The sequence below is a fragment of the Aeromonas sp. JL9 genome, assembly GCF_024436075.1.
Classification (GTDB): Bacteria; Pseudomonadota; Gammaproteobacteria; order Enterobacterales; family Aeromonadaceae; genus Aeromonas; species Aeromonas veronii.
Window position 1 is genome coordinate 74522 of record NZ_JANFNV010000013.1, and the last position, 20360, is coordinate 94881.

Consider the following 20360-nt stretch of genomic DNA (forward strand, 5'->3'; position numbering starts at 1 on the left):
CTCGTTACGAGAGTGGAGAAGAAGATTGAGTCTATTGAGCCAGGTTAGTGCCTCCCTGTTGGCCCCGAACGATCTCGACGAAGGGCGCCTGCAGCAGCTGCTCGGCAGCCTGATGAGCCATCAGGTGGAGTTCGGCGATCTCTATTTCCAGCGCAGCTGGCACGAGTCCTGGATGCTGGAAGATGGCATCGTCAAGGATGGCAGCTACAACATCGATCAGGGGGTCGGGGTGCGCGCCGTCAGCGGCGAGAAGACCGGCTTCGCCTACTCGGACGAGCTGAGCCTGCTGGCGCTGCAACAGTCGGTGACTGCCGCTCGCGGCATCGCCGCAGCAGGTGCTCACGGCAAGGTGAAGGCGTGGGCCCGCACCGAAGCGAACCTGCTCTATCCGGCCATGGATCCGCTGCAGACCCTCGACAAGCATCAGAAGATCGCCCTGCTGGAGCAGATGGACAAGTTCGCCAGAAGTCTGGATCCCGCCATCAATCAGGTGATGGCCTCCATCAGCGGCGTCTACGAAGAGGTGCTGGTGGCCGCGACCGACGGCACCCTGGCCGCCGATGTGCGCCCGTTGGTGCGTCTGTCGGTGACCGTGATCGCCGAGAAGGGCGATCGCCGCGAGCGTGGCAGTGCCGGTGGCGGTGGCCGCTTTGGTTACGACTGGTTCCTCGAACTGGACGGGCTGGAGAGCCGCGCTTTTGGCTATGTGCGTGAAGCGGTGCGTCAGGCGCTGGTCAATCTGGAAGCCATCGACGCGCCAGCCGGTACCATGCCGGTGGTGTTGGGCTCCGGCTGGCCCGGCGTGCTGCTGCACGAGGCGGTAGGTCATGGTCTGGAGGGGGATTTCAACCGCAAGGGATCTTCCGCATTTGCTGGCCGCATCGGCGAGCAGGTGGCCTCCAAGCACTGTACCATCGTCGATGATGGCACCCTGCCGGGTCGCCGTGGTTCCGTCTCCATCGATGATGAGGGGACGCCGGGTGGCTACAACGTGCTGATCGAGAACGGTATCCTCAAGGGTTATCTGCAAGACAAGCAGAACGCCCGCCTGATGGGGGTGCCGCTCACCGGCAACGGTCGCCGCGAATCCTACGCCGCCATGCCGATGCCGCGCATGACCAACACCTATATGCTGGCGGGCCAGTATGATCCGGCGGAGATCATCGCCTCGGTGAAGAAGGGCATTTATGCCCCCAACTTCGGTGGCGGCCAGGTGGATATCACCTCCGGCAAGTTTGTCTTCTCCGCCTCCGAGGCTTACCTCATCGAAGATGGCAAGATCACCGCCCCCATCAAGGGCGCGACCCTGATCGGCAACGGCCCCGAGGCGATGAGCCAGGTCTCCATGGTGGGCAGCGATCTTGCGCTGGATCGCGGTGTCGGCATCTGCGGCAAGGAGGGGCAGAGCGTGCCGGTCGGTGTCGGCCAGCCCACCCTCAAACTGGATCAGCTCACCGTGGGTGGCACTTCGTAGGTTTGGGATAGCCGCGCAGCGGCGTAACCCGATGCATTCAAACCCCGGCTCTTGCCGGGGTTTTGCTATTCAGGGAACCACAGGCAACAAAAAGCCCCGGTCGTTGGACCGGGGCTGGCGGGTTATTCGGTATCAGTTGACGGATATGGCGCGGGCGTCGATGAAATAGCGAGCGTTACCCTGTTTGTCGATCTGGATTTTGGCAACCAGCTGCTCTTGATCTTTATATTCCCAGCGTTGCTCGATCTTGGCGAGGGATGGGCTCGCAATCCCAACCACGTTCAGGTACTCGTGAAACAGGCTATGGCTCCCTATTTCGGTCAGCATCTTGTCCATCTGCATACTCTCCTGAAGTTGAGTGGGTATTCATCAACAAACCTATCAGCGTCCATCTGAACAAAGTCTGTATGAAAAACAAACTAACTCATTTGTGTGTCAATAACATGATCAGGGACAAGATCAGTGCAGATCGTCAGGGACTTTTTGATACCGTTTTCAATCAGAGCCGGTGGGCTTCTGCGGCAACTGATCAAACGTGCCGGCAGCCTTTGGTTGCGCCGGTGCGGTTTGCACGGCCTGGCCGTTGTGGAAGACCGGATCCTGCGCCACTTCCTTGATGCCGTTGATGCAAAACTGCATACCCATGCAGACCAGCAGGAAGCCCATGATGCGGGTCATGGCATCGATGCCGGTGGCGCCCAGGATCTTGCAGACCGGATCCGCCAGCTTCAACACTCCCCAGCTGATCAGGCTCATCAGGGCAAACGCCGTTACTACACCGGCGTAGATGGTGAGGCGGTTGTACTCGTCAGGCAGTTCGGCAATCTGGGCGGCACCGCTTATTACCAGCGCCATGGTGCCCGGCCCGCACATGCTGGGCATGGTGAGCGGTACGAAGGCAATGCTCTGGTTTATATCGACCCCGCTTTGCTGGCTGGGGGCGGGGAACAGCATGCGAAAGCCGATAAAGCCGATGATGAGGCCACCGGCCAGGCGCAAGCCCGGAATGGAGATCCCGAACAGATCCAGGATCGAGGATCCGATAAAGAAGGTGCTGCAGAGGGTGCAGAACAGATAGATGGCGGCCAGATTGACCTGACGGCGCACGTGTTCGCGCGACATCCCCTTGCTCAGTCCCAGCAGCAGGGTGGCCGTGGTGGGCGGGTTGACCATGGGCAGCAGCGCCAGCAAGGTGAGTAATACGACCTGAAAGAACATCTTGAGCCTCGGATAAAGAGTTGGACGTCATGGGGCGACGCGGGTGGCAGGCCCCAGAGGGAGGCTATCTTATGCTGGTGAAACTGAACATAAGCAGTACAAAAAAGCCCCGGCAGATGCCGAGGCTTGTTGTTCGGGTCAGGCCGCTTGCGGCGCTTGCTGTTGCCGGATGGCCCGTTGCTGGAACCAGAGCCAGAGACCGATGGCGAACCCCAGTACAGACAAGCTCACCACATAGTGGGAGGGGGCCAGCATGTCGCTCTTCATCCAGAGGGTAACCGCCATCGGGGTGAGGCCGCCGAAGATGGCGTAGGCCACGTTGTAGGAGAACGACAGACCAGAGAAGCGCACCACCGGTGGGAAGGCGTTGACCATCACGTAAGGCACGGCGCCGACAATCCCGACCGCAAAGCCTGCCAGCATATAGAGCGGCACCAGCTGGCCCGTACCGGCCGCCAGACTGTGATAGAAGGCGTAGCTGGAGCCCGCCAGCAGCAGGGAGCCGAACATGAAGGTGAGACCGCTGCCCAGCAGGTCGATCAGTCGACCATAGACGATGCAGCCGAGGGTCAGGGCAACGATGGCCAGCGAGTTGGCGGTCAGGGCGTCCGCCGGGCTGATGCCGTAGACCTTCTGCAGATAGGTGGGGGTCATCAGGATCACCACCACGATACCGGCGGAGAGCAGCCAGGTGAGCAGCATGGAGACCACCACGCTGCTCTTGTGGTTGCGCAGCACCGACTTGAGGGGGAGCTCATCGGCCAGGGTCTTGTTGGCTTTCATCTCGGCGAAGACCGGGGTTTCGTGCAACCAGCGACGCAGGTACATGGCGACGATGCCGAAGATACCGCCCAGCAGGAAGGGCACTCGCCAGCCCCACTCGCTCACTTCGGCTGGTGTCAGGCTCTTGTTGACCGCAGTGGCGATGAGGGAGCCAAGCAGGATGCCGGCCGTCAATCCCGCCGTGAGCGTGCCGCAGGCGACCCCGACCCGACGGGCAGGGACGTGCTCGGCGACAAATACCCAGGCGCCCGGCACTTCACCGCCGATGGCGGCGCCTTGCAGGATCCGCAGTCCCAGCAGGGCGATGGGAGCGCCGATGCCGAGCACTGCATAGGTGGGCAGCAGACCGATCAACAGGGTCGGCAGCGCCATCATGATGATGCTGAGGGTGAACATCCGCTTGCGACCGATGAGATCGCCAAAGTGGGCCATGATGATGCCGCCGAGCGGGCGGGCCAGATAACCGGCGGCGAAGATGCCGAAGGTCTGGAACTGGCGCAGCCACTCGGGAATGTCGGCCGGGAAGAACAGCTCGCCGATGACCACGGCGAAAAAGACGAAGATGATGAAGTCGTAAAACTCCAGCGCACCGCCGAGGGCAGCCAGACTCAGGGTTTTGTAATCCTGTCGATTGAGGGGGCGGGCGTGATCATGTTGTTGTATGGTCGTGGTCATATCCGTATGTTTCCCATCGGTTTTTTTAGTTATTGTCACCCCGTGCAAGGGGCATATACAGGTGATCGAGAGTATGCTGCCTGCCTCTTGTGTGTAAATCGCGCAATTCGCAACACTGTCTTGCATCTTTTTGGGGCAATCCGAGTGCCCCGCTGGCGGAGGAATGATGGAAAAGAAACGGGTACTGCTCTCCTGGAGCAGCGGCAAGGATTGCGCATGGGCACTGCATCAGTTGCGGCTAGATCCCGCCATCGAGGTGGTGGGGCTGTTTACCACCCTCAATCAGGCATTCGAGCGGGTGGCGATGCACGGGGTGCGCAAGCAGCTGTTGACCGAGCAGGCCGCCTGCGTCGGGCTGCCTCTCATCACCATCGATCTGCCCTGGCCCTGCAGCAACGAGGATTACGCCCGCATCATGACCGGCTTTATCGCCGATGTGGTGGCACAGGGGATCCGCCATATGGCCTTTGGCGACTTGTTCCTCGAGGATGTGCGAGCCTACCGTGAAAAGCAGCTGGCAGGTACCGGCATCGAACCACTGTTCCCGCTGTGGGGCAGCAATACCCGTGAACTGGCGCCGCAGATGGTGGCCGCTGGGTTGAAGGCGCGGATCAGTGCTCTCGACCCGAACAAGCTGGATGCCAGCCTGGGTGGCCATGAGTTTGACGAGGTGCTGCTGGCGGCGCTGCCGGAGGGGGTCGATCCGTGCGGCGAGAACGGCGAGTTTCATACCCTGGCCTATGATGGCCCCATGTTCTCCCGTCCGCTCGGCATTCGGGTCGGCGAGACAGTGCTGCGCGACGGCTTTGTCTTTACCGATCTGCTGCCAATCGAGGATTAATTATCGGGCGTCAAATGCTCCCTTTTGCAGGAGCATTCACAGATTTGAGAGTCGGGATGGGGGCACTATTGGCCCCCTATTTTGATTCAAGATGACAACCTGCCTTATGAAACACCTCTCTCGTCCGGCGCTGCTTGCCTCCTTGCTGGCTGCTGCCCTCTCTCTGCCTGCCGTCGCGGGTCAAGCCGCTAACGTTCAGCCGATCCCTGCCGGTGTCACCACCGTCACTCTGGCCCAGCAGGCGCCGATCCACTGGGTATCAGTGGAGCAGATTGCCAAGAGTCTGGATGGCCTGCCCCCGATGGCGGTCGGGTTTGATATCGACGATACCCTGCTTTTCTCCAGCCCGGGTTTTTATCGCGGCAAGCAGGAGTTCTCGCCCAACGACGAGAGCTACCTGAAGAACCCGGCCTTCTGGGAGAAGATGAACAACGGTTGGGATGAATTCAGCGTGCCGAAAGAGGTGGGCAAGGCGCTCATCGCCATGCACCTCAAGCGCGGCGATCACATCTATTTCGTCACCGGTCGCTCAGCCACCAAGACCGAGACGGTGAGCAAGACTTTGCAGCAGACCATGAATATTCCGGCCGATCAGCTCAACCCGGTGATCTTTGCCGGTGATAAGCCGGGCCAGAACACCAAGGTGCAATGGCTCAAGGATAAGCAGATGAAGCTCTTCTACGGCGACGCCGATGGGGATATCAAGGCGGCGCAGGAGGTCGGCATTCGCGGCATTCGTCTGCTGCGGGCCGCCAACTCCAGCTATCGGCCACTGCCGTTGGCAGGGGCGCTGGGGGAAGAGGTGATCATCAACTCCCAGTTCTGATCCGGAGTGGATCCATGCAACAAGGGCGGGGCCATTGGCACCCGCCCTTTTTGTATCCGTCATCCAGCTCGGGTCAGTCGTCTGCCCATGGCATCTCGGGCAGGCTGTCGAGGAACTCGCCGTAACGGGTCAGATTGAAGGGGCCCTGATCGGCCTCCATCGCCATCAGCTCGGCTCCGAGGGCGCAGGCGATATATTGCAGCGCCTCTTCTCGCGGGGTGCCCTTCATCACCAGCCGCATCAGAGTCGCCTTCACATGGGGCGGGTGACCATCGTTGAGCTGGTTCTCCACCATCTCCAGCAGCGCGTCTTCGTCAAAAAATTCCTGAGTGTCGTTCATGGGATATCCGCAACAGTTAATGTGGCGGCCAGTATAGCCTGAATGTGACTAACACCTTGAATGGCCAGCGAATAAACAATCCGATGGGGAGGCCATTTGTTACCCATAATTAGGAGGAGTTTGCCAAGGCAAACAGGTTGGAACACAGATAACATGGATGGACACGCCTATGCCCACGATAGATTCCCTGCTGGCCGAGCCCAAGCTACTGCCCCAGATCCCGGAAGTGATGCGCGATTTGATCCAGACCTTCAATGAAAAGGATCCGGATCTGCTCAAGATCAGCAAGTTGATCAACAAGGACCCTGTCATCTCCGCCAAGTTGCTGCGGCTGGCCAACTCGGCCAAATTCGGCAGTAGTCGTCAGATCGGCACCGTCAATGAAGCCGCGGTGCGGCTGGGGTTGGCGATGGTGCGCAACATGGTGCTGGCCTGCGGGCTCACCGAATCGGTCACTGCGGTGCCCGGCATTGACCTCAAACACTTCTGGGGCAGCGTGTTCAACGTGGCGGAGCTGGCCCGTCGTCTGGCGGTGAAGAAGGGGATGAAGGGGGATGAGGTCTTTACCTGCGCTCTGCTCTACGATCTTGGCCGACTGGTGATGCATGTGGGCCTGCCGGAAAACACAGTTCACCACATTCACGATCTGGAGTTGCACAAGGGACGGGCCAAGGCGGAAGAGCTGGTGGTTGGCTTCAACTATGCCCAAGTCGGGGCCGCCATGGCGCGTTACTGGAAGTTCCCCGAGACCATCAGCAATGCAGTGGAGCATCACTACAACCCCATGCAGGCCAAGGAGTTCTCTCCTGAGGCCGGGTTGATCCATCTGGCGATCGTGCTGGCAGCGCAATCCGATGTGGGGGAAGAGGCGCCACCCGAGTGGCCCCACAAGGTGGCAGACGCGCTGGGGCTGAGCTGGGCCGATTGCGCCGCCCAGTTCACTGCGCTGCGCGAGCAGGGTAATGGCTACGCCGGATTGCTGGCTGCCTGAGCCCGTTTATCCCATCTCATCAGGGGCCAACGCGGCCCCTTTTTCATGGCCGATGGCGCCACAGGCTTGCCAGCCCTGGAGTGACGGGGCACTCTTTGCCCTTCACTTTCCGTTTGAGAGCCCTTGCCATGATTGCCTCCTCCCGCCTGATCCTGCGCGAAATGATCGCCACCGATGCCCCCTTCATCCTTGAGCTGCTCAATGACTGCGACTTTTATCGTTACATCGGCGATCGGGGCATTCGCACCCTGGAGCAGGCGCAGGAGTATATCCAGCAGGGACCGGCGGTCAGCTATGCCCGCTATGGTCACGGACTCTATCTGGTGGAGCGCAAGGAGGACGGTGCCAGCCTCGGTATCTGCGGCCTGATCAAGCGCGACACCCTGGAGCAGGTCGATATCGGTTACGCCTTCCTGCCGCAATATCGCGGTCAGGGCTACGCCATTGAAGCGGCGCAGGCCGCTCTTGCCGATGGCAAAAGCCGGTTGGGGATCGGGCAGGTAGTTGCCATCGTTACGCCGGGCAACGAGCGTTCCATCGGCCTGTTGGCCAAGCTGGGGCTGGTGCGCAGTCGACTGGTCAAGTTGAGCGAAGATGCCGATGAGTGCCTGCTGCTGGAGCAGTGATCAGGGTCAGAGAGCTGGAAAGCGAATGACGAGGTGGCTGTCAGGCTGAGTGACAAGCAAGAGCCCGGGTCTAGCGAAAGGAGTAAGAGAAGCAAAGAGGCCGCCGTGAGTTGCGGCCTGTCTGCATCGGGCGCTGCCGGAGGGCAGGCAGGATCAGTTGAGGTCTTCGATGGAGAACTCGCCAGCGATACCATCACAGGAGATGGCGAAACCGCCGCTGAAGCGGGTGCTGAACTGGATCAGGAACGCATCATTGTCGTGCTCTTGCACAGGCAGGTTGATGGGCTTGCTGCGACGCAGGGGCTTGTGTGTTTGTACTGCTTTCATCATGGTATTTCTCTATATAAATTAGGTGTTTGCTCCTTGTATTGGCAAATGTCAGGTCAATGGGCGCGGTCGATTGGGTGAACGACAAGCGCGCAGGAATACCCAGCCCGGTTAAGGGGCGTCTGCACTTTCAAGGAATATGCTGATGCATAAATCAAATTGGGTGGGCAGATCGGGTCTGCACCGTGAGAGCCGGGCAACGCAGGCAGACAGCCTGACGGTTCTCAAGGCGAGTAAATCAGAAGAAGGTTATGCGGGTACTGGCAGGATTCATCGTGAGGTGAAGCATTGCAGGGTAAACATAAACAGGGCTGATTAACTAGCCGACGCGCATTCTCTCCTCGAAATGAATAAAAAGCAAACAATAATTTGCCGATGTTGAAGTCAGTACGCTTTTCCTCTGTGTAATCAAGGGGCTGTCAGCAGCAAATATTCGCATCTATCCGCCATAAAAAGAGGGCTCCCGACGGGAGCCCTCTCTCATTCTGCAACCAGCACAGTGGGCCGACTCAGTAGTCGCCACAGGCCTTCTTGGCGGCCGTGATCATCGGGGTGATGGTCATGCCTTGCACCACGATGGAGAACATCACCACCGAGTAGGTCATCACCAGGATGACCTGACGCAGGTCGACGCCATGTTCCGGGATCATCATGACGCCGGAGGGGAGTGCCAGTGCCATCGCCATGGCCAGGCCACCGCGTAGGCCACCCCAGGTGAGGATCCGCACCGAGAAGGTGTTGTAATTGCGGAATCGGCGGAAAGCCACATAGGGCAGCGACACGCTGATAAAGCGGGCACCCAGGCAGAGCGGCACCGCAATGACCAGCAGGATCCAGTCACGCCAGGCGAGATCCAGCAGTACCAGCGCCAGACCGATCAGCAGGAACAGCAGGGCGTTGAGGAACTGGTCCATCAACTCCCAGAAGTGATCCAGGTGATGGCTGCTCTGCTCGGAGAAGCCGGAGTGACGGGTCCAGTTGCCGATCATGATGCCGGTGACCACCATGGCCAGTGCGCCGGAGACGCCGATCATGTTGGCAAAGGCGAAGCCGGCGGTCGGGATGCAGAGGGTCAGCAGCAGCTCCAATGAACCGTCATCGGTGGCGCTGATCATCACGTGGGCGATGAGGCCCAGCACGGCGCCGAACAGGATGCCACCGAGGGCTTCGTGCAGGAACAGACCGGCCACGCTACCGAAGGTCGGCTCGACACCGCCAAAGGCGACGGCAAACACGGTAGCGAAGATGACGAGGCCAACACCGTCGTTGAACAGGGATTCCCCTTCGATCTGGATGGCGATCTGGGGTGGCGCTTTCATCTTCTTGACGATGGCCAGTACGGCAATCGGGTCAGTGGGGGAGATCAGCGCGCCGAACAGCATGCAGTAGACCAGCGGCAACTCCCAGCCCAGCAGCTTGGCGATAAACCAGAAGCCGTAGCCGATGAGGAAGGTGGAGAGCAGGGTGGCAATGATGGCCAGAATGGTGATCTCCCACTTCTGGCTACGCAGCGCCTTGAGGTTGATGCCGAGGCCACCGGCGAACAGCAGGAAGCCCAGAATCCCCTTCAGCAGGAAGTTCTGGAAGTCGATGCTCTCCATGGTCTTGACGGCAAGAGGTTCCAGGTTGAACCAGCCCAGTTTGCCAAACAGCACCAGCAGTGCGGAGATCAGCATGGAGCCCGCAGTAATGGCGATGGTGGTCTGGATCTTCACAACATACTGGTTGGCAAAGGCGATAAAAATCGCCAACGCTGCCAGAAAACAGAGTGTGTAGTAGACGCTCATAGTTATTTTTTTCTCGTTGGTAGACAGCAAGCACGTATCCCTATGCAGGACGGGCATAGGTTACTCTCGGGCCCTATGTTACTCATTACCCATAAATGAGTATATGATGGCGCATTTGGACTGATGGACGGCTAGATTTCCATTTTATTTGTTTGCTGTTAGGATGCTGTGTACGCAGTTGCATGGATGTAAGAGGAACACGCGGTGTCGAACGTAATGTCGAGCAGAGAGCCGAGCAAGCAGTCGGACGTAACAAAGAAGCTGGAAGCCTGCCTCAGGGAGCGGATCCTGATCATCGACGGGGCCATGGGCACCATGATCCAGCGCTACAAGCTGGGGGAGGCGGATTATCGGGGTGAGCGGTTTGCCGACTGGCATACCGACATCAAGGGCAACAACGATCTGCTGGTGCTGACCCGTCCGGCGGTGATCCGCGAGATCCACGAGCAGTATTGCGCTGCCGGGGCCGACATTCTCGAGACCAACACCTTCAACGCCACTCGCATCGCCATGGCCGATTACGAGATGGAAGAGTTTTCTGCCGAGATCAACCGGGAAGCCGCCCGTCTGGCCCGCGCCGTGGCAGACGAGTGGACGGCAAAAGATCCCGCCAAGCCGCGTTTCGTCGCAGGGGTGTTGGGCCCCACCAACCGCACCGCCTCCATCTCGCCGGATGTGAATGATCCCGGCAAGCGCAACGTCACCTATGACCAGCTGGTGGCCGCCTACACCGAATCGACCCATGCCCTGATCGAGGGCGGCGCCGACATCATTCTGATCGAGACCATCTTCGATACCCTCAACGCCAAGGCGGCCGCCTTCGCGGTGGAAGGGGTGTTCGAGGAGCTGGGCTACAGCCTGCCGGTGATGATCTCCGGCACCATTACCGATGCCTCCGGCCGAACCCTCTCCGGCCAGACCACCGAAGCCTTTTACCATTCGCTGCGCCACGTCAAACCGGTGTCGTTCGGCCTCAACTGTGCGTTGGGACCCGATGAGCTTCGCCAGTATGTGGAGGAGCTGTCGCGCATCAGCGAATCCTGCGTCAGTGCCCACCCCAACGCCGGTCTGCCCAATGCGTTCGGCGAGTACGACCTCGATGCCGTCGAGATGGCGGAGCATATCCGCGAGTGGGCCCAAAGCGGCTTTCTCAACCTGGTCGGTGGCTGCTGCGGCACCACCCCGACCCATATCCGCGCCATGGCCGACGCCGTGGCGGGCATCAAGCCGCGCGTGCTGCCCGAGCTGCCGGTAGCCTGCCGCCTGTCGGGCCTTGAGCCGCTGATCATCACCCCCGAGTCCATGTTCGTGAACGTGGGGGAGCGCACCAACGTTACCGGTTCAGCCAAGTTCAAGCGGCTGATCAAGGAGGGGCTCTACGACGAGGCGCTCGATGTTGCCAAGCAGCAGGTAGAGAACGGCGCCCAGATCATCGACATCAACATGGACGAGGGGATGCTGGACGCCGAAGCGGCCATGGTGCGCTTCCTGAACCTCATCGCCGGTGAGCCAGATATCGCCCGGGTGCCTGTGATGATCGACTCCTCCAAGTGGGAGGTGCTGGAGGCGGGCCTCAAGTGCGTGCAGGGCAAGCCGGTGGTCAACTCCATCTCCATGAAAGAGGGGGAGGAGAAGTTTATCCAGCAGGCCAGATTGCTGCGTCGCTACGGTGCCGCCGTTATCGTGATGGCGTTCGATGAAGCGGGTCAGGCCGATACCCGCGCCCGCAAGTTCGAGATCTGCCAGCGTGCCTACCGGATCCTGGTGGATCAGGTCGGTTTCCCGCCGGAAGACATCATCTTCGATCCCAACATCTTCGCGGTGGCGACCGGCATCGACGAACACAACAACTACGCGGTGGACTTTATCGAGGCGGTGAAGGACATCAAGACGCACCTGCCCCACGCCATGATCTCAGGCGGCGTCTCCAACGTCTCGTTTTCGTTTCGCGGCAACGAGCCGGTGCGCGAAGCCATTCACGCCGTCTTCCTCTATCACGCCATCAAGAACGGTATGGACATGGGGATCGTCAACGCCGGTCAGCTCGCCATCTATGAAGACATTCCGTCGGAGCTGAAAGAGAAGGTCGAGGCGGTGGTGCTCAACCTCAATGGCAATGCCACCGAGGAGTTGCTGGCCATCGCCGAGAAGTATCGCGGTGTCGGTGCCCAGGCTGAGGATCCGCGGGATCAGGAGTGGCGCAGCTGGCCGGTGGGCAAGCGGCTGGAGCACGCGCTGGTCAAGGGGATCACCGACTTTATCGAAGAGGATACCGAAGAGGCACGCGCTGGCGCCGAGAAGCCGCTGCACGTCATCGAAGGGCCGCTGATGGATGGCATGAACGTGGTCGGCGACCTGTTCGGCGCGGGCAAGATGTTCCTGCCGCAGGTGGTGAAATCGGCGCGGGTGATGAAGCGGGCGGTGGCCTATCTGCAGCCCTATATCGAGGCGGAAAAATCGGGCGGCTCCAGCAATGGCAAGATCGTGCTGGCGACCGTGAAGGGGGATGTGCACGACATCGGCAAGAACATCGTCGGGGTGGTGCTGCAGTGCAACAACTTCGAGATTGTCGACCTCGGGGTCATGGTCTCCTGCGAGACGATTCTCAAGACTGCGCGGGAGGTCGGCGCCGATATCATCGGGTTGTCTGGTCTCATTACCCCGTCGCTGGACGAGATGGTGCACGTGGCCAAGGAGATGGAGCGTCAGGGCTTCAAGCTGCCGCTCTTGATCGGCGGTGCCACCACCTCCAAGGCCCACACTGCGGTGAAGATCGAGCAGAACTACTCGGAGCCAGTGGTCTATGTCTCCAACGCCTCCCGCGCGGTAGGGGTTGCCCAGAGCCTGCTCAGCCCGGATCTGAAGGAGGCGTTTGTCGCCCGCATCGACAAGGAGTACGAGATCGCCCGGGATCAGCATGCCCGCAAGCAGCCGCGCTCCCGCCCGGTCAGTCTGGCCCATGCCCGCGCCAACCGGCATCAGCTGGATTGGGTTGGCTACCAGCCGCCCAAGCCCCGCGAGCTCGGGGTGCAGAAGTTCGAAGATGTGGCCATTTCGGTGCTGCGCCCCTACATCGACTGGACGCCGTTCTTCCTCAGCTGGGAGCTGGCAGGCAAGTATCCGCGCATCCTTGAGGACGAGATCATCGGCGAGGAAGCGACCAAGCTGTTTGCCGATGCCAACGCCATGCTGGACCAGCTGGAAAAGGATCAGAGCGTGCGCTGCGCCGGGGTGATCGGCCTGTTCCCCGCCAACGCGGTAGGGGACAGCATCGAGGTCTACAGCGACGAGTCCCGCACCGAGGTCATCAAGGTGTTGCACCACCTGCGCCAGCAGAGCGAGAAGCAGGGCTTCCCCAACTACTGTCTGGCGGACTATGTGGCGCCGAAAGAGAGCGGCAAGCCCGACTGGATCGGCGCCTTCGCGGTGACCGGCGGCATCGGTGAGGAGGCCATCGCCAAGGCCTACAAGGCGCAGCATGACGACTACAACGCCATCCTTATTCAGGCGGTGTGCGACCGTCTGGCCGAAGCCTTTGCCGAGTATCTGCACGAGCAGGTGCGCAAGGTGCACTGGGGCTATGCCCCCGACGAAGCCCTCAGCAACGAGGAGCTTATTCGCGAGAACTATCGGGGCATCCGTCCGGCGCCGGGTTATCCGGCCTGCCCGGAGCACACCGAGAAGGGCACCCTGTGGGAGCTGCTGGATGTCGAGCAGGCCATCGGCATGCAGCTCACCGAATCCTACGCCATGTGGCCGGGGGCTGCGGTGTCGGGTTGGTACTTCTCCCACCCCGAGAGCAAATACTTCGCGGTGGCACAGATCCAGCACGATCAGGTGGAAGATTACGCCGCCCGCAAAGGGATGACGCTGGCCGAGGCCGAGCGCTGGCTGGGGCCAAACCTGAACTGACTCCCGCGTGACATCGGTTGATCTTTAACGAGAAACGGCGGCATCCTTGCACGGGTTGAACAACCTGCGCAGAGCCGCCGTTTAACCTGTTGGTCACAGTGATGTGGTAGCGTGCGGTTTGGTGTGGTTTGTCTTGTTGTCAGGATAAACAATTGGCGTTGTCTTGGCGCTGTGGCACCTTATACTCTCCCGCCCCATCCTGCCCAGGCATAGCCTTCTAGCGGAATTGTCATGAAGATCGCCATTTTATCCCGTGAGCCGAAAAACTACTCCACCCGCCGTCTGGTCGAGGTGGCGCAGGCGCGCGGTCATCAGGTAGAGGTGCTCGACACCCTGCGCTGCTATATGAATATCGCTTCCCACAACCCCTCCATTCACTACGAGGGGGGGGAGCTGGGAAGCTATGACGCCGTGATCCCGCGGATCGGGGCCAGCATTACCGCCTACGGTACCGCCGTGCTGCGCCAGTTCGAGATGATGAACACCATGGCCCTCAACAGCTCGGTGGCCATCAGCCGCTCCCGCGACAAGCTGCGGGCGATGCAGCTGCTCTCCCGCCATGGCATCGGCCTGCCCATCACCGGCTATGCCCACAGCACCCACGACGTACCCGACCTCATCACCATGGTGGGCGGGGCGCCGCTGGTGGTGAAGCTGCTGGAGGGTACCCAGGGGATTGGCGTGGTGCTCTGCGAGACCCAGAAAGCCGCCGAGAGCGTGATCGAGGCCTTTATCCAGACCAACAACAACATTCTGGTGCAGGAGTATATCCGCGAGGCCAATGGCGCCGATATCCGCTGTCTGGTGGTCAACGGCAAGGTGGTTGCCGCCATGCGCCGTCAGGCCCAGCCGGGGGAATTTCGCTCCAACCTGCACCGTGGCGGTACTGCCGAAGCGATCAAGATCACCCCGGAGGAGCGCGCCACCGCGGTGCAGGCCGCCAAGATCATGGGGCTGGATGTAGCGGGGGTGGATATCCTGCGTAGCGCCCGTGGCCCGCTGGTGCTGGAGGTCAACTCCTCCCCCGGCCTGCAAGGGGTGGAAGCCGCCTCCGGCAAGGATGTGGCTGGCAAGATCATCGAGTTCCTCGAACTCAAGGCGAGCCGCAAGAACAAACCGGCGGAGTGAGCCTCAAGCTTGCATCCGTCAGATATAAACAGGGCGCCCTCGGGCGCCTTGTTGCTATCTGGCTGGTGGGTTGGCGGTGCCACTGCGCCCTCACCCTAACCCTCTCCCAAAGGGAGAGGGAACTGTTCGGTAGTGATCATCGCCAGCCTTGCGCTAAATACGCCATCCTCGAGCCGGGTGTCGATCTGCCAGCCCAGCTTCTCGCAGATGCGCTGGATGATGGTGAGGCCGCAGCCGTAGCCGAGGATCTGATCCGGCGCCGCTGCCGTCGGGTTGCTGATGGTGAGCACCGGGCCACACAGCTCGATGTCGATATGTCCTTCGGCATAGCTCAGGGCATTTTTCAGCAGGTTGCCGAGGGCAATGGCGAGCAGGGAGAGGGGGGCGTTGACTTCGCTGCTCTCGTCCAGATTAAGCCGGATATCGAGTGCCTCCCGCTGCAACAGCGGAGCGAGGCGGGCCAGCTCCTTACGGATCAGCGGGGTGACCTGCTGCAGCGGCCGCTCCACCGCCTCCTTGCGGCCCAGCAGCAGGAAGGTCTCGGTGAGCAGCGCCATCTCGTCGGCGGCGGCGCGGATGCGGGTGGTGGCGCGGGCGGCCGGCGCGGGCAGATCCGTCACCTTGCCGAGCAGCGCGGCCGAGCCCTGGATCACCATGTTGGGGGTGCGCAGCTCGTGGCTGGCGAAGCGGCTGAACTCCTGCTCGCGGGCGAATACCGCGCTCACCTCCTGTTTACCGGCCAACAGTGCCAGTTCGATATCGCGCAGCTCCTGCCAGGGGGCGTCGGGCTCGAAATCCGCCTGATCCGGAGTGAGGTGGGCGACCCTCTGTTGCAGCCGTTGCAGCGGCCCTGTGATATGGCGTACCAGCCAGATGCCGAAGCCGAGGCAGGCGAGCAGCAGCGCCAGCCCGATCAGCCGAGTGGCCAGATGCAGCTTGTCCTCGTAGGGGTCGAGGTAGTCATCGGCGTCGTCATTGAACACCAGATAGAGCAGTCCCTCACCGGAGGGGTGACGGGCCACCAGAAAGTGTTTGTCCTCCTTGCCCAGCTGATGCTCGAAAAAGCCGGGAGTCTGGTAGGGCTTCAGCCATTTCGGCAGACGGCCCGCTTCGGTCCAGTAGCTGGAGAACTGTCTGGGGCTCGGGGCTGCGGCGGCCGGGCCGAGTCGCAGCCAGTCATCGCTGTAGCGGGTCACTTCGGCTTCCAGCCAGTGGCGCAGGCTCAGCTCCTCCATCTTGTCCTCGGCCACCAGCATCAGGCCGGAGAGTAGGATCAGCAGTACTACCCCGGCGCCGCCGAGCGCCATGATCAGGCGGCGGCGCAGGCTCGGCAGGCTCATGCGCTCACCAGTCGATAGCCCTGACCGTGCAGGGTCTCCAGCATGGGAGTGGGGAAGGGCTTGTCGAGCGCGTTGCGCAGGGCGTAGATATGGCTGCGCAGGGCATCGGAGTCGGGCTCCTCATCCCCCCAGACGGTGTCGAGCACCTCCTGACGGCTGACAATGGCGGGGGCGCGGCGGGCCAGCAGGGCGAGGATTTGGAACGGGATCTTGCCGAGTTTGAGGGGCTCACCGGCGCGGGTGGCGCGGCCGCTGGCGACATCGACCGTCAGATCGCCAAAGCTGATGGCCCCCACATCGCCGCGCGGACCGCGCAGGCTCAGGGCTTGCAGCCGTACCTCCAGCTCCTCCATGGCGAACGGCTTGACCAGATAGTCGTCGCCACCGGCCTTGAAGCCCGCCAGCTTGTCCTCCAGGCTGTCGCGGGCGGTGAGAAACAGCACGGGAGTGGCAATCCCCTGCTCGCGCAGGCGCGCCACCGTGCTGAGACCATCGAGGCGCGGCATCATCACATCCATGATGATGACGTCGAAACGCTGCTCCTCCAGCAGTTGCAGCGCCGCCTGACCGTGATAGGCACAATCGAGGCGGTGACCGGCCAGCTCCAGATAATCCATGATGGTTTCCGCCACCTGAGGATTGTCTTCCACTACCAAAATCTTCATGCTTTGCTCTCCTGGTTGGTGAGCGTTTCACGCTCTTTTCACACCGGATTCGGCATCCTGTTTGCCAGTGTAACCCCGAGGATCCCTGATGAAGAAGTCTCTCTGCGCCCTCCTGTTGCTGATCTTGTTGCCACTTGGCACCGCACAGGCGACCGAATTCAAACTGACCGGCCGCACCACCTGGCAGCTTGGCCAGTTGATGGTCAACGGCATGCCGTTCGTGATCGATGACCAGACCCGCTTCAAGGATTGGCTCAACGAGGATGATCTCGGCGGCACCTGGGTCGAGATGAAAGGGGTGGTGGAGAACGGCGTGCGCTATGTACGCAAGGTCGAAGCCCTCGACGAAGATGACAAGGACGAGATGGATCTGGAGGGGCCGGTGGAAGGGGGGAGGATCTGGGGCTACACCACCTCGGATAACAGTCTGGCGCCGTTCGAAGGGCGCTGGCTGGAGCTGGAGTGCAAGTTTGACGGCATGCGCCTGAGCCGCTGCCGCGAGGATGACTGATCCGATCTCTGCGTTCCGATTAGAAATGCTCCCGAATGAAGCCCATGCTTGTCCAGCATGGGCTTTTTGTTCAGGGACGAACGAAGATGGAACAATCGAGGAAGTGGTGTGCATGGATGCTGGGTGTGCCGCTCTGGGCGGCGCAGGCGGGAGCCGACGAATTGTGGCTGGTGGAGCTGGAGCACAGCGACGGCATCCGCCTGCAATTTCAGGGGGCCGAAGTGGAGCTGGGCAGTGCCGCCATCTGGCGGCAGGGGGAGATTTGGCCGCAGCCACTCAAACCCGGCGACCAGCTCGCCCTGCTGGTGGCCGATGGCGTTGCCACCCGCATTGAGCTGCTGGCCGCCAGAGCCCCGCTGGCCAATCAGCCCTGGCAGCGGGCGCAAGATCGCCTGCAATCCTTCGATGACCGGCAGCTCACGCTGGCAACCCTGGGCACTGTGCGACTCAATCCGCAGGTGCGCTGGGTCAACGGTTCGGCCGCCGATCTGCATGCCGGAAGCGAGCTGGTATTGATCCGTTCGGCGGATGGAATATTGCAGGGAATTGAAGTGGTCAATCCGGAAGAGTAATTCAGCATCTTCTTATTTAATATAGCTTCACCATATTGTGGCAGGTATTAAATAATATCTGTCACAATATTTATGATTTATTCCTCAATAAAGTCATCGCTCTAATTATTTTCCTGCATCACCATTATTTTGTTTGTCATGGATGTTTTTTGGTGGTTTATTTTATTTGTGTCAGGTTTTGTCGGAGTCCATACCTGTCAAATGAAAAAGGATATTTCTACACAATAACAATTATCGTATGTCTGAAAGAGGGATAAATGATGAATAGAATAATTACCGCCAATCTGGCGTTTTTGGCGTCTTCATTGATGCTCGCGCAGGTGCAGGCGGCTGAACCTGTCTACCCTGATCAGGTCAAGTGGGCGGGTCTTGGCACGGGCGTCTGTGCCAGTGGTTACCGTCCTCTGACCCGCGATGAAGCTATGAGTATCAAGGGTAATCTGGTCAGCCGCATGGGGCTGTGGCAGATTACCGGGCTGGCGGATCGCTGGGTGATTATGGGGCCGGGATATAATGGCGAAATCAAACAGGGCACTGCCGGAGAAACCTGGTGTTATCCCAACTCACCGGTTTCCGGAGAAATACCAACACTCTCTGACTGGAATATTCCGGCGGGTGATGAGGTCGATGTGCAATGGCGGCTTGTCCACGACAATGATTATTTTACCAAGCCAGTCAGTTATCTCGCCCATTATTTGGGATACGCCTGGGTGGGTGGAAATCATAGCCCCTATGTCGGGGAAGATATGGATGTTACCCGGGTTGGCGATGGCTGGCTGATAAAGGGAAATAATGACGGCGGCTGCTCCGGATATCGTTGCGGGGAGAAGAGCTCCATCAAGGTAAGCAACTTCTCATATACCCTGGAACCCGACTCCTTCAGCCATGGTCAGGTCACCGAGAGCGGCAAGCAGCTGGTCAAGACCATCACGGCCAATGCGACCAACTACACGGATCTGCCCCAGCAGGTGGTGGTGACCCTGAAGTACGACAAGGCCACCAACTGGTCGAAGACCGACACCTACAGCCTGAGCGAGAAGGTGACCACCAAGAACAAGTTTCAGTGGCCGCTGGTGGGGGAAACCGAACTGGCCATAGAGATCGCGGCGAGCCAGAGCTGGGCCTCCCAGAAAGGGGGCTCGACGACCGAGACCGTCTCGGTTGAAGCGCGCCCCACGGTGCCGCCTCACTCCAGCCTGCCGGTGCGGGTTGCCCTCTACAAGTCCAACATCTCCTACCCCTACGAGTTCAAGGCCGAGGTCAATTATGACCTGACCATGAGGGGCTTCCTGCGTTGGGGCGGCAATGCCTGGTATACCCATCCGGAGAATCGTCCGACCTGGGAGCACACCTTTGCCGTCGGCCCGTTCCGCGACAAGGCCAGCAGCATCCGCTATCAGTGGGACAAGCGTTATATCCCGGGTGAAGTGAAGTGGTGGGACTGGAACTGGACCATCAGCGAGTATGGTTTGTCGACCATGCAGAATAACTTGGGTCGTGTGCTGCGCCCGATCCGTTCGGCGGTGACCGGTGACTTCTATGCCGAAAGCCAGTTTGCCGGCGATATCGAAATCGGTCAGCCCCAGACCCGTTCCGCGAAGTCTGCCCAGCTGCGCAGTGCCTCTGCCGATGAGGTGGCGCTTACCGGTGTGGATTTGGATCAGGAGGCCCTTGCCAACGAAGGGTTTGGCAATGTATCCCTGACCATAGTTCCGGTTCAATAACCTCACTCGCAGGCCCCTTTCATAGGGGCCTGTTTCTGTTTGCCCTGCGCCCCTCGATTTTCCCTCTTTTTCTCCTCTTGTCCCTGAATGATCACAACAGGAAGCTATGGCTTGCCAAGGTGATGCCTACGCAGGTTTGACCTGTACTTGGGGTGGCCCCGTGAGCGAGGCATCGTTCACTCATTTGTTGAAAGAGGCGTGTTGGCCAGATTGTTAACGGCTTGTGCTTTAAATTTTCCCCCTTATACTGGCGCCATCTTGTCGGAGTGCTGACCGTCGAACGACGCGAAGCTGAGACCGTTAATTCGGGATCCGTGGAACCTGATCAGGTTAAAACCTGCGAAGGGAACAAGGGTAACTTGCGGGTTACCGCGCCGGAGGAGGAACAAGCCTCTTCCGCTCATCGAAGGGAGCACCCTTGGTGGGTCAGGGCGCACAGGAGGGAGTCTGTCCCGTCCGGTTGTCCAGCATGTGGGGCGCCTTGCCCACAGCGTGCAGAGAGCAGGAAGCGGCAGCACGGCAGAGCGGAGATCCATCCCGCGCGCACTCCCTCCCGACATAAACACCCCGCCGCAAGTTCATCTTCTCCTCGAACTCCAGACAAGCAAACACCCATAACT

Annotated in this window: 18 protein-coding genes and 1 riboswitch; of the genes, 10 read left to right on the forward strand and 8 right to left on the reverse strand. The window is 60.3% G+C overall.

Annotated features, from left to right (window positions below; genetic code table 11):
- Positions 1 to 25 precede the first annotated feature (25 nt).
- A complete protein-coding gene (tldD, locus tag NOM06_RS11765; protein ID WP_026035085.1) occupies positions 26 to 1474 on the forward strand; it encodes a metalloprotease TldD in 1449 nt (482 codons plus the stop codon).
- Positions 1475 to 1606: 132 nt separating this feature from the next.
- Here tldD and NOM06_RS11770 read toward each other — a convergent pair whose 3' ends face one another.
- The 3 genes from NOM06_RS11770 to NOM06_RS11780 all read right to left on the reverse strand — a co-directional run bounded on the left by NOM06_RS11770 (position 1607) and on the right by NOM06_RS11780 (position 4150).
- Positions 1607 to 1810 (reverse strand): hypothetical protein, encoded by a 204-nt coding sequence (locus NOM06_RS11770; RefSeq protein ID WP_005340062.1) that lies wholly within the window; start codon positions 1808 to 1810, stop codon positions 1607 to 1609.
- Between the two features lie 159 nt (positions 1811 to 1969).
- Positions 1970 to 2692 carry a MarC family NAAT transporter gene (locus NOM06_RS11775; protein ID WP_255911706.1) on the reverse strand — a complete coding sequence of 241 codons (723 nt, stop codon included), beginning with the start codon at positions 2690 to 2692 and terminating at the stop codon, positions 1970 to 1972.
- 138 nt (positions 2693 to 2830) lie between these two features.
- The gene (locus tag NOM06_RS11780; protein ID WP_255911707.1) at positions 2831 to 4150 is read right to left on the reverse strand and encodes an MFS transporter; all 1320 of its coding nucleotides are present in this window, start codon (positions 4148 to 4150) and stop codon (positions 2831 to 2833) included.
- Between the two features lie 166 nt (positions 4151 to 4316).
- On the opposite strand from NOM06_RS11780, the gene NOM06_RS11785 reads away from it, so the two are divergent.
- A complete protein-coding gene (locus NOM06_RS11785) occupies positions 4317 to 4991 on the forward strand; it encodes an adenine nucleotide alpha hydrolase (RefSeq protein ID WP_255911723.1) in 675 nt (224 codons plus the stop codon).
- A gap of 106 nt (positions 4992 to 5097) precedes the next feature.
- Positions 5098 to 5817, forward strand: a complete 720-nt coding sequence (gene aphA, locus NOM06_RS11790) for an acid phosphatase AphA (RefSeq protein ID WP_255911708.1) — start codon at positions 5098 to 5100, stop codon at positions 5815 to 5817.
- A 73-nt stretch (positions 5818 to 5890) separates the two neighbouring features.
- Here aphA and NOM06_RS11795 read toward each other — a convergent pair whose 3' ends face one another.
- Entirely contained in the window at positions 5891 to 6157 is a 267-nt protein-coding gene (locus tag NOM06_RS11795) for a hypothetical protein (protein WP_005348674.1), read from the reverse strand.
- 169 nt (positions 6158 to 6326) lie between these two features.
- On the opposite strand from NOM06_RS11795, the gene NOM06_RS11800 reads away from it, so the two are divergent.
- Both NOM06_RS11800 and NOM06_RS11805 read left to right on the forward strand, forming a co-directional pair.
- On the forward strand, positions 6327 to 7148 hold the full coding sequence (locus NOM06_RS11800) for an HDOD domain-containing protein (RefSeq protein WP_255911709.1): 822 nt from the start codon (positions 6327 to 6329) through the stop codon (positions 7146 to 7148).
- A 128-nt stretch (positions 7149 to 7276) separates the two neighbouring features.
- A complete protein-coding gene (locus NOM06_RS11805; RefSeq protein ID WP_255911710.1) occupies positions 7277 to 7774 on the forward strand; it encodes a GNAT family N-acetyltransferase in 498 nt (165 codons plus the stop codon).
- Between the two features lie 153 nt (positions 7775 to 7927).
- Here the strand turns inward: NOM06_RS11805 and NOM06_RS11810 are convergent, their stop codons facing one another.
- Entirely contained in the window at positions 7928 to 8104 is a 177-nt protein-coding gene (locus NOM06_RS11810) for a hypothetical protein (protein ID WP_005340085.1), read from the reverse strand.
- Positions 8105 to 8610: 506 nt separating this feature from the next.
- The gene (locus NOM06_RS11815; RefSeq protein ID WP_021231596.1) at positions 8611 to 9888 is read right to left on the reverse strand and encodes a sodium:proton antiporter; all 1278 of its coding nucleotides are present in this window, start codon (positions 9886 to 9888) and stop codon (positions 8611 to 8613) included.
- 216 nt (positions 9889 to 10104) lie between these two features.
- On the opposite strand from NOM06_RS11815, the gene metH reads away from it, so the two are divergent.
- Positions 10105 to 13800: a methionine synthase gene (gene metH, locus NOM06_RS11820; protein ID WP_255911711.1), complete on the forward strand. Its 3696-nt coding sequence runs from the start codon at positions 10105 to 10107 to the stop codon at positions 13798 to 13800.
- Between the two features lie 231 nt (positions 13801 to 14031).
- Complete coding sequence (gene rimK, locus NOM06_RS11825) at positions 14032 to 14928, forward strand: 30S ribosomal protein S6--L-glutamate ligase (RefSeq protein ID WP_005340088.1); 897 nt, start codon at positions 14032 to 14034, stop codon at positions 14926 to 14928.
- 95 nt (positions 14929 to 15023) lie between these two features.
- Here rimK and NOM06_RS11830 read toward each other — a convergent pair whose 3' ends face one another.
- Both NOM06_RS11830 and NOM06_RS11835 read right to left on the reverse strand, forming a co-directional pair.
- Positions 15024 to 16268 (reverse strand): HAMP domain-containing sensor histidine kinase, encoded by a 1245-nt coding sequence (locus NOM06_RS11830; RefSeq protein WP_255911712.1) that lies wholly within the window; start codon positions 16266 to 16268, stop codon positions 15024 to 15026.
- Positions 16265 to 16933 (reverse strand): response regulator transcription factor, encoded by a 669-nt coding sequence (locus NOM06_RS11835; protein WP_019446511.1) that lies wholly within the window; start codon positions 16931 to 16933, stop codon positions 16265 to 16267. The genes NOM06_RS11830 and NOM06_RS11835 overlap by 4 nt, the downstream gene beginning before the upstream one ends.
- Positions 16934 to 17021: 88 nt before the next feature.
- Here NOM06_RS11835 and NOM06_RS11840 point away from each other — a divergent pair, with 88 nt between their 5' ends.
- From NOM06_RS11840 to aerA, 3 genes are all read left to right on the forward strand, one after another.
- Positions 17022 to 17444: a hypothetical protein gene (locus tag NOM06_RS11840; protein WP_005340092.1), complete on the forward strand. Its 423-nt coding sequence runs from the start codon at positions 17022 to 17024 to the stop codon at positions 17442 to 17444.
- Positions 17445 to 17530: 86 nt separating this feature from the next.
- Positions 17531 to 18016, forward strand: a complete 486-nt coding sequence (locus tag NOM06_RS11845) for a hypothetical protein (protein WP_255911713.1) — start codon at positions 17531 to 17533, stop codon at positions 18014 to 18016.
- A 260-nt stretch (positions 18017 to 18276) separates the two neighbouring features.
- The gene (aerA, locus tag NOM06_RS11850; RefSeq protein WP_255911724.1) at positions 18277 to 19740 is read left to right on the forward strand and encodes an aerolysin AerA; all 1464 of its coding nucleotides are present in this window, start codon (positions 18277 to 18279) and stop codon (positions 19738 to 19740) included.
- Between the two features lie 252 nt (positions 19741 to 19992).
- A riboswitch (TPP riboswitch) is annotated at positions 19993 to 20105 on the forward strand.
- Positions 20106 to 20360: the final 255 nt, after the last annotated feature.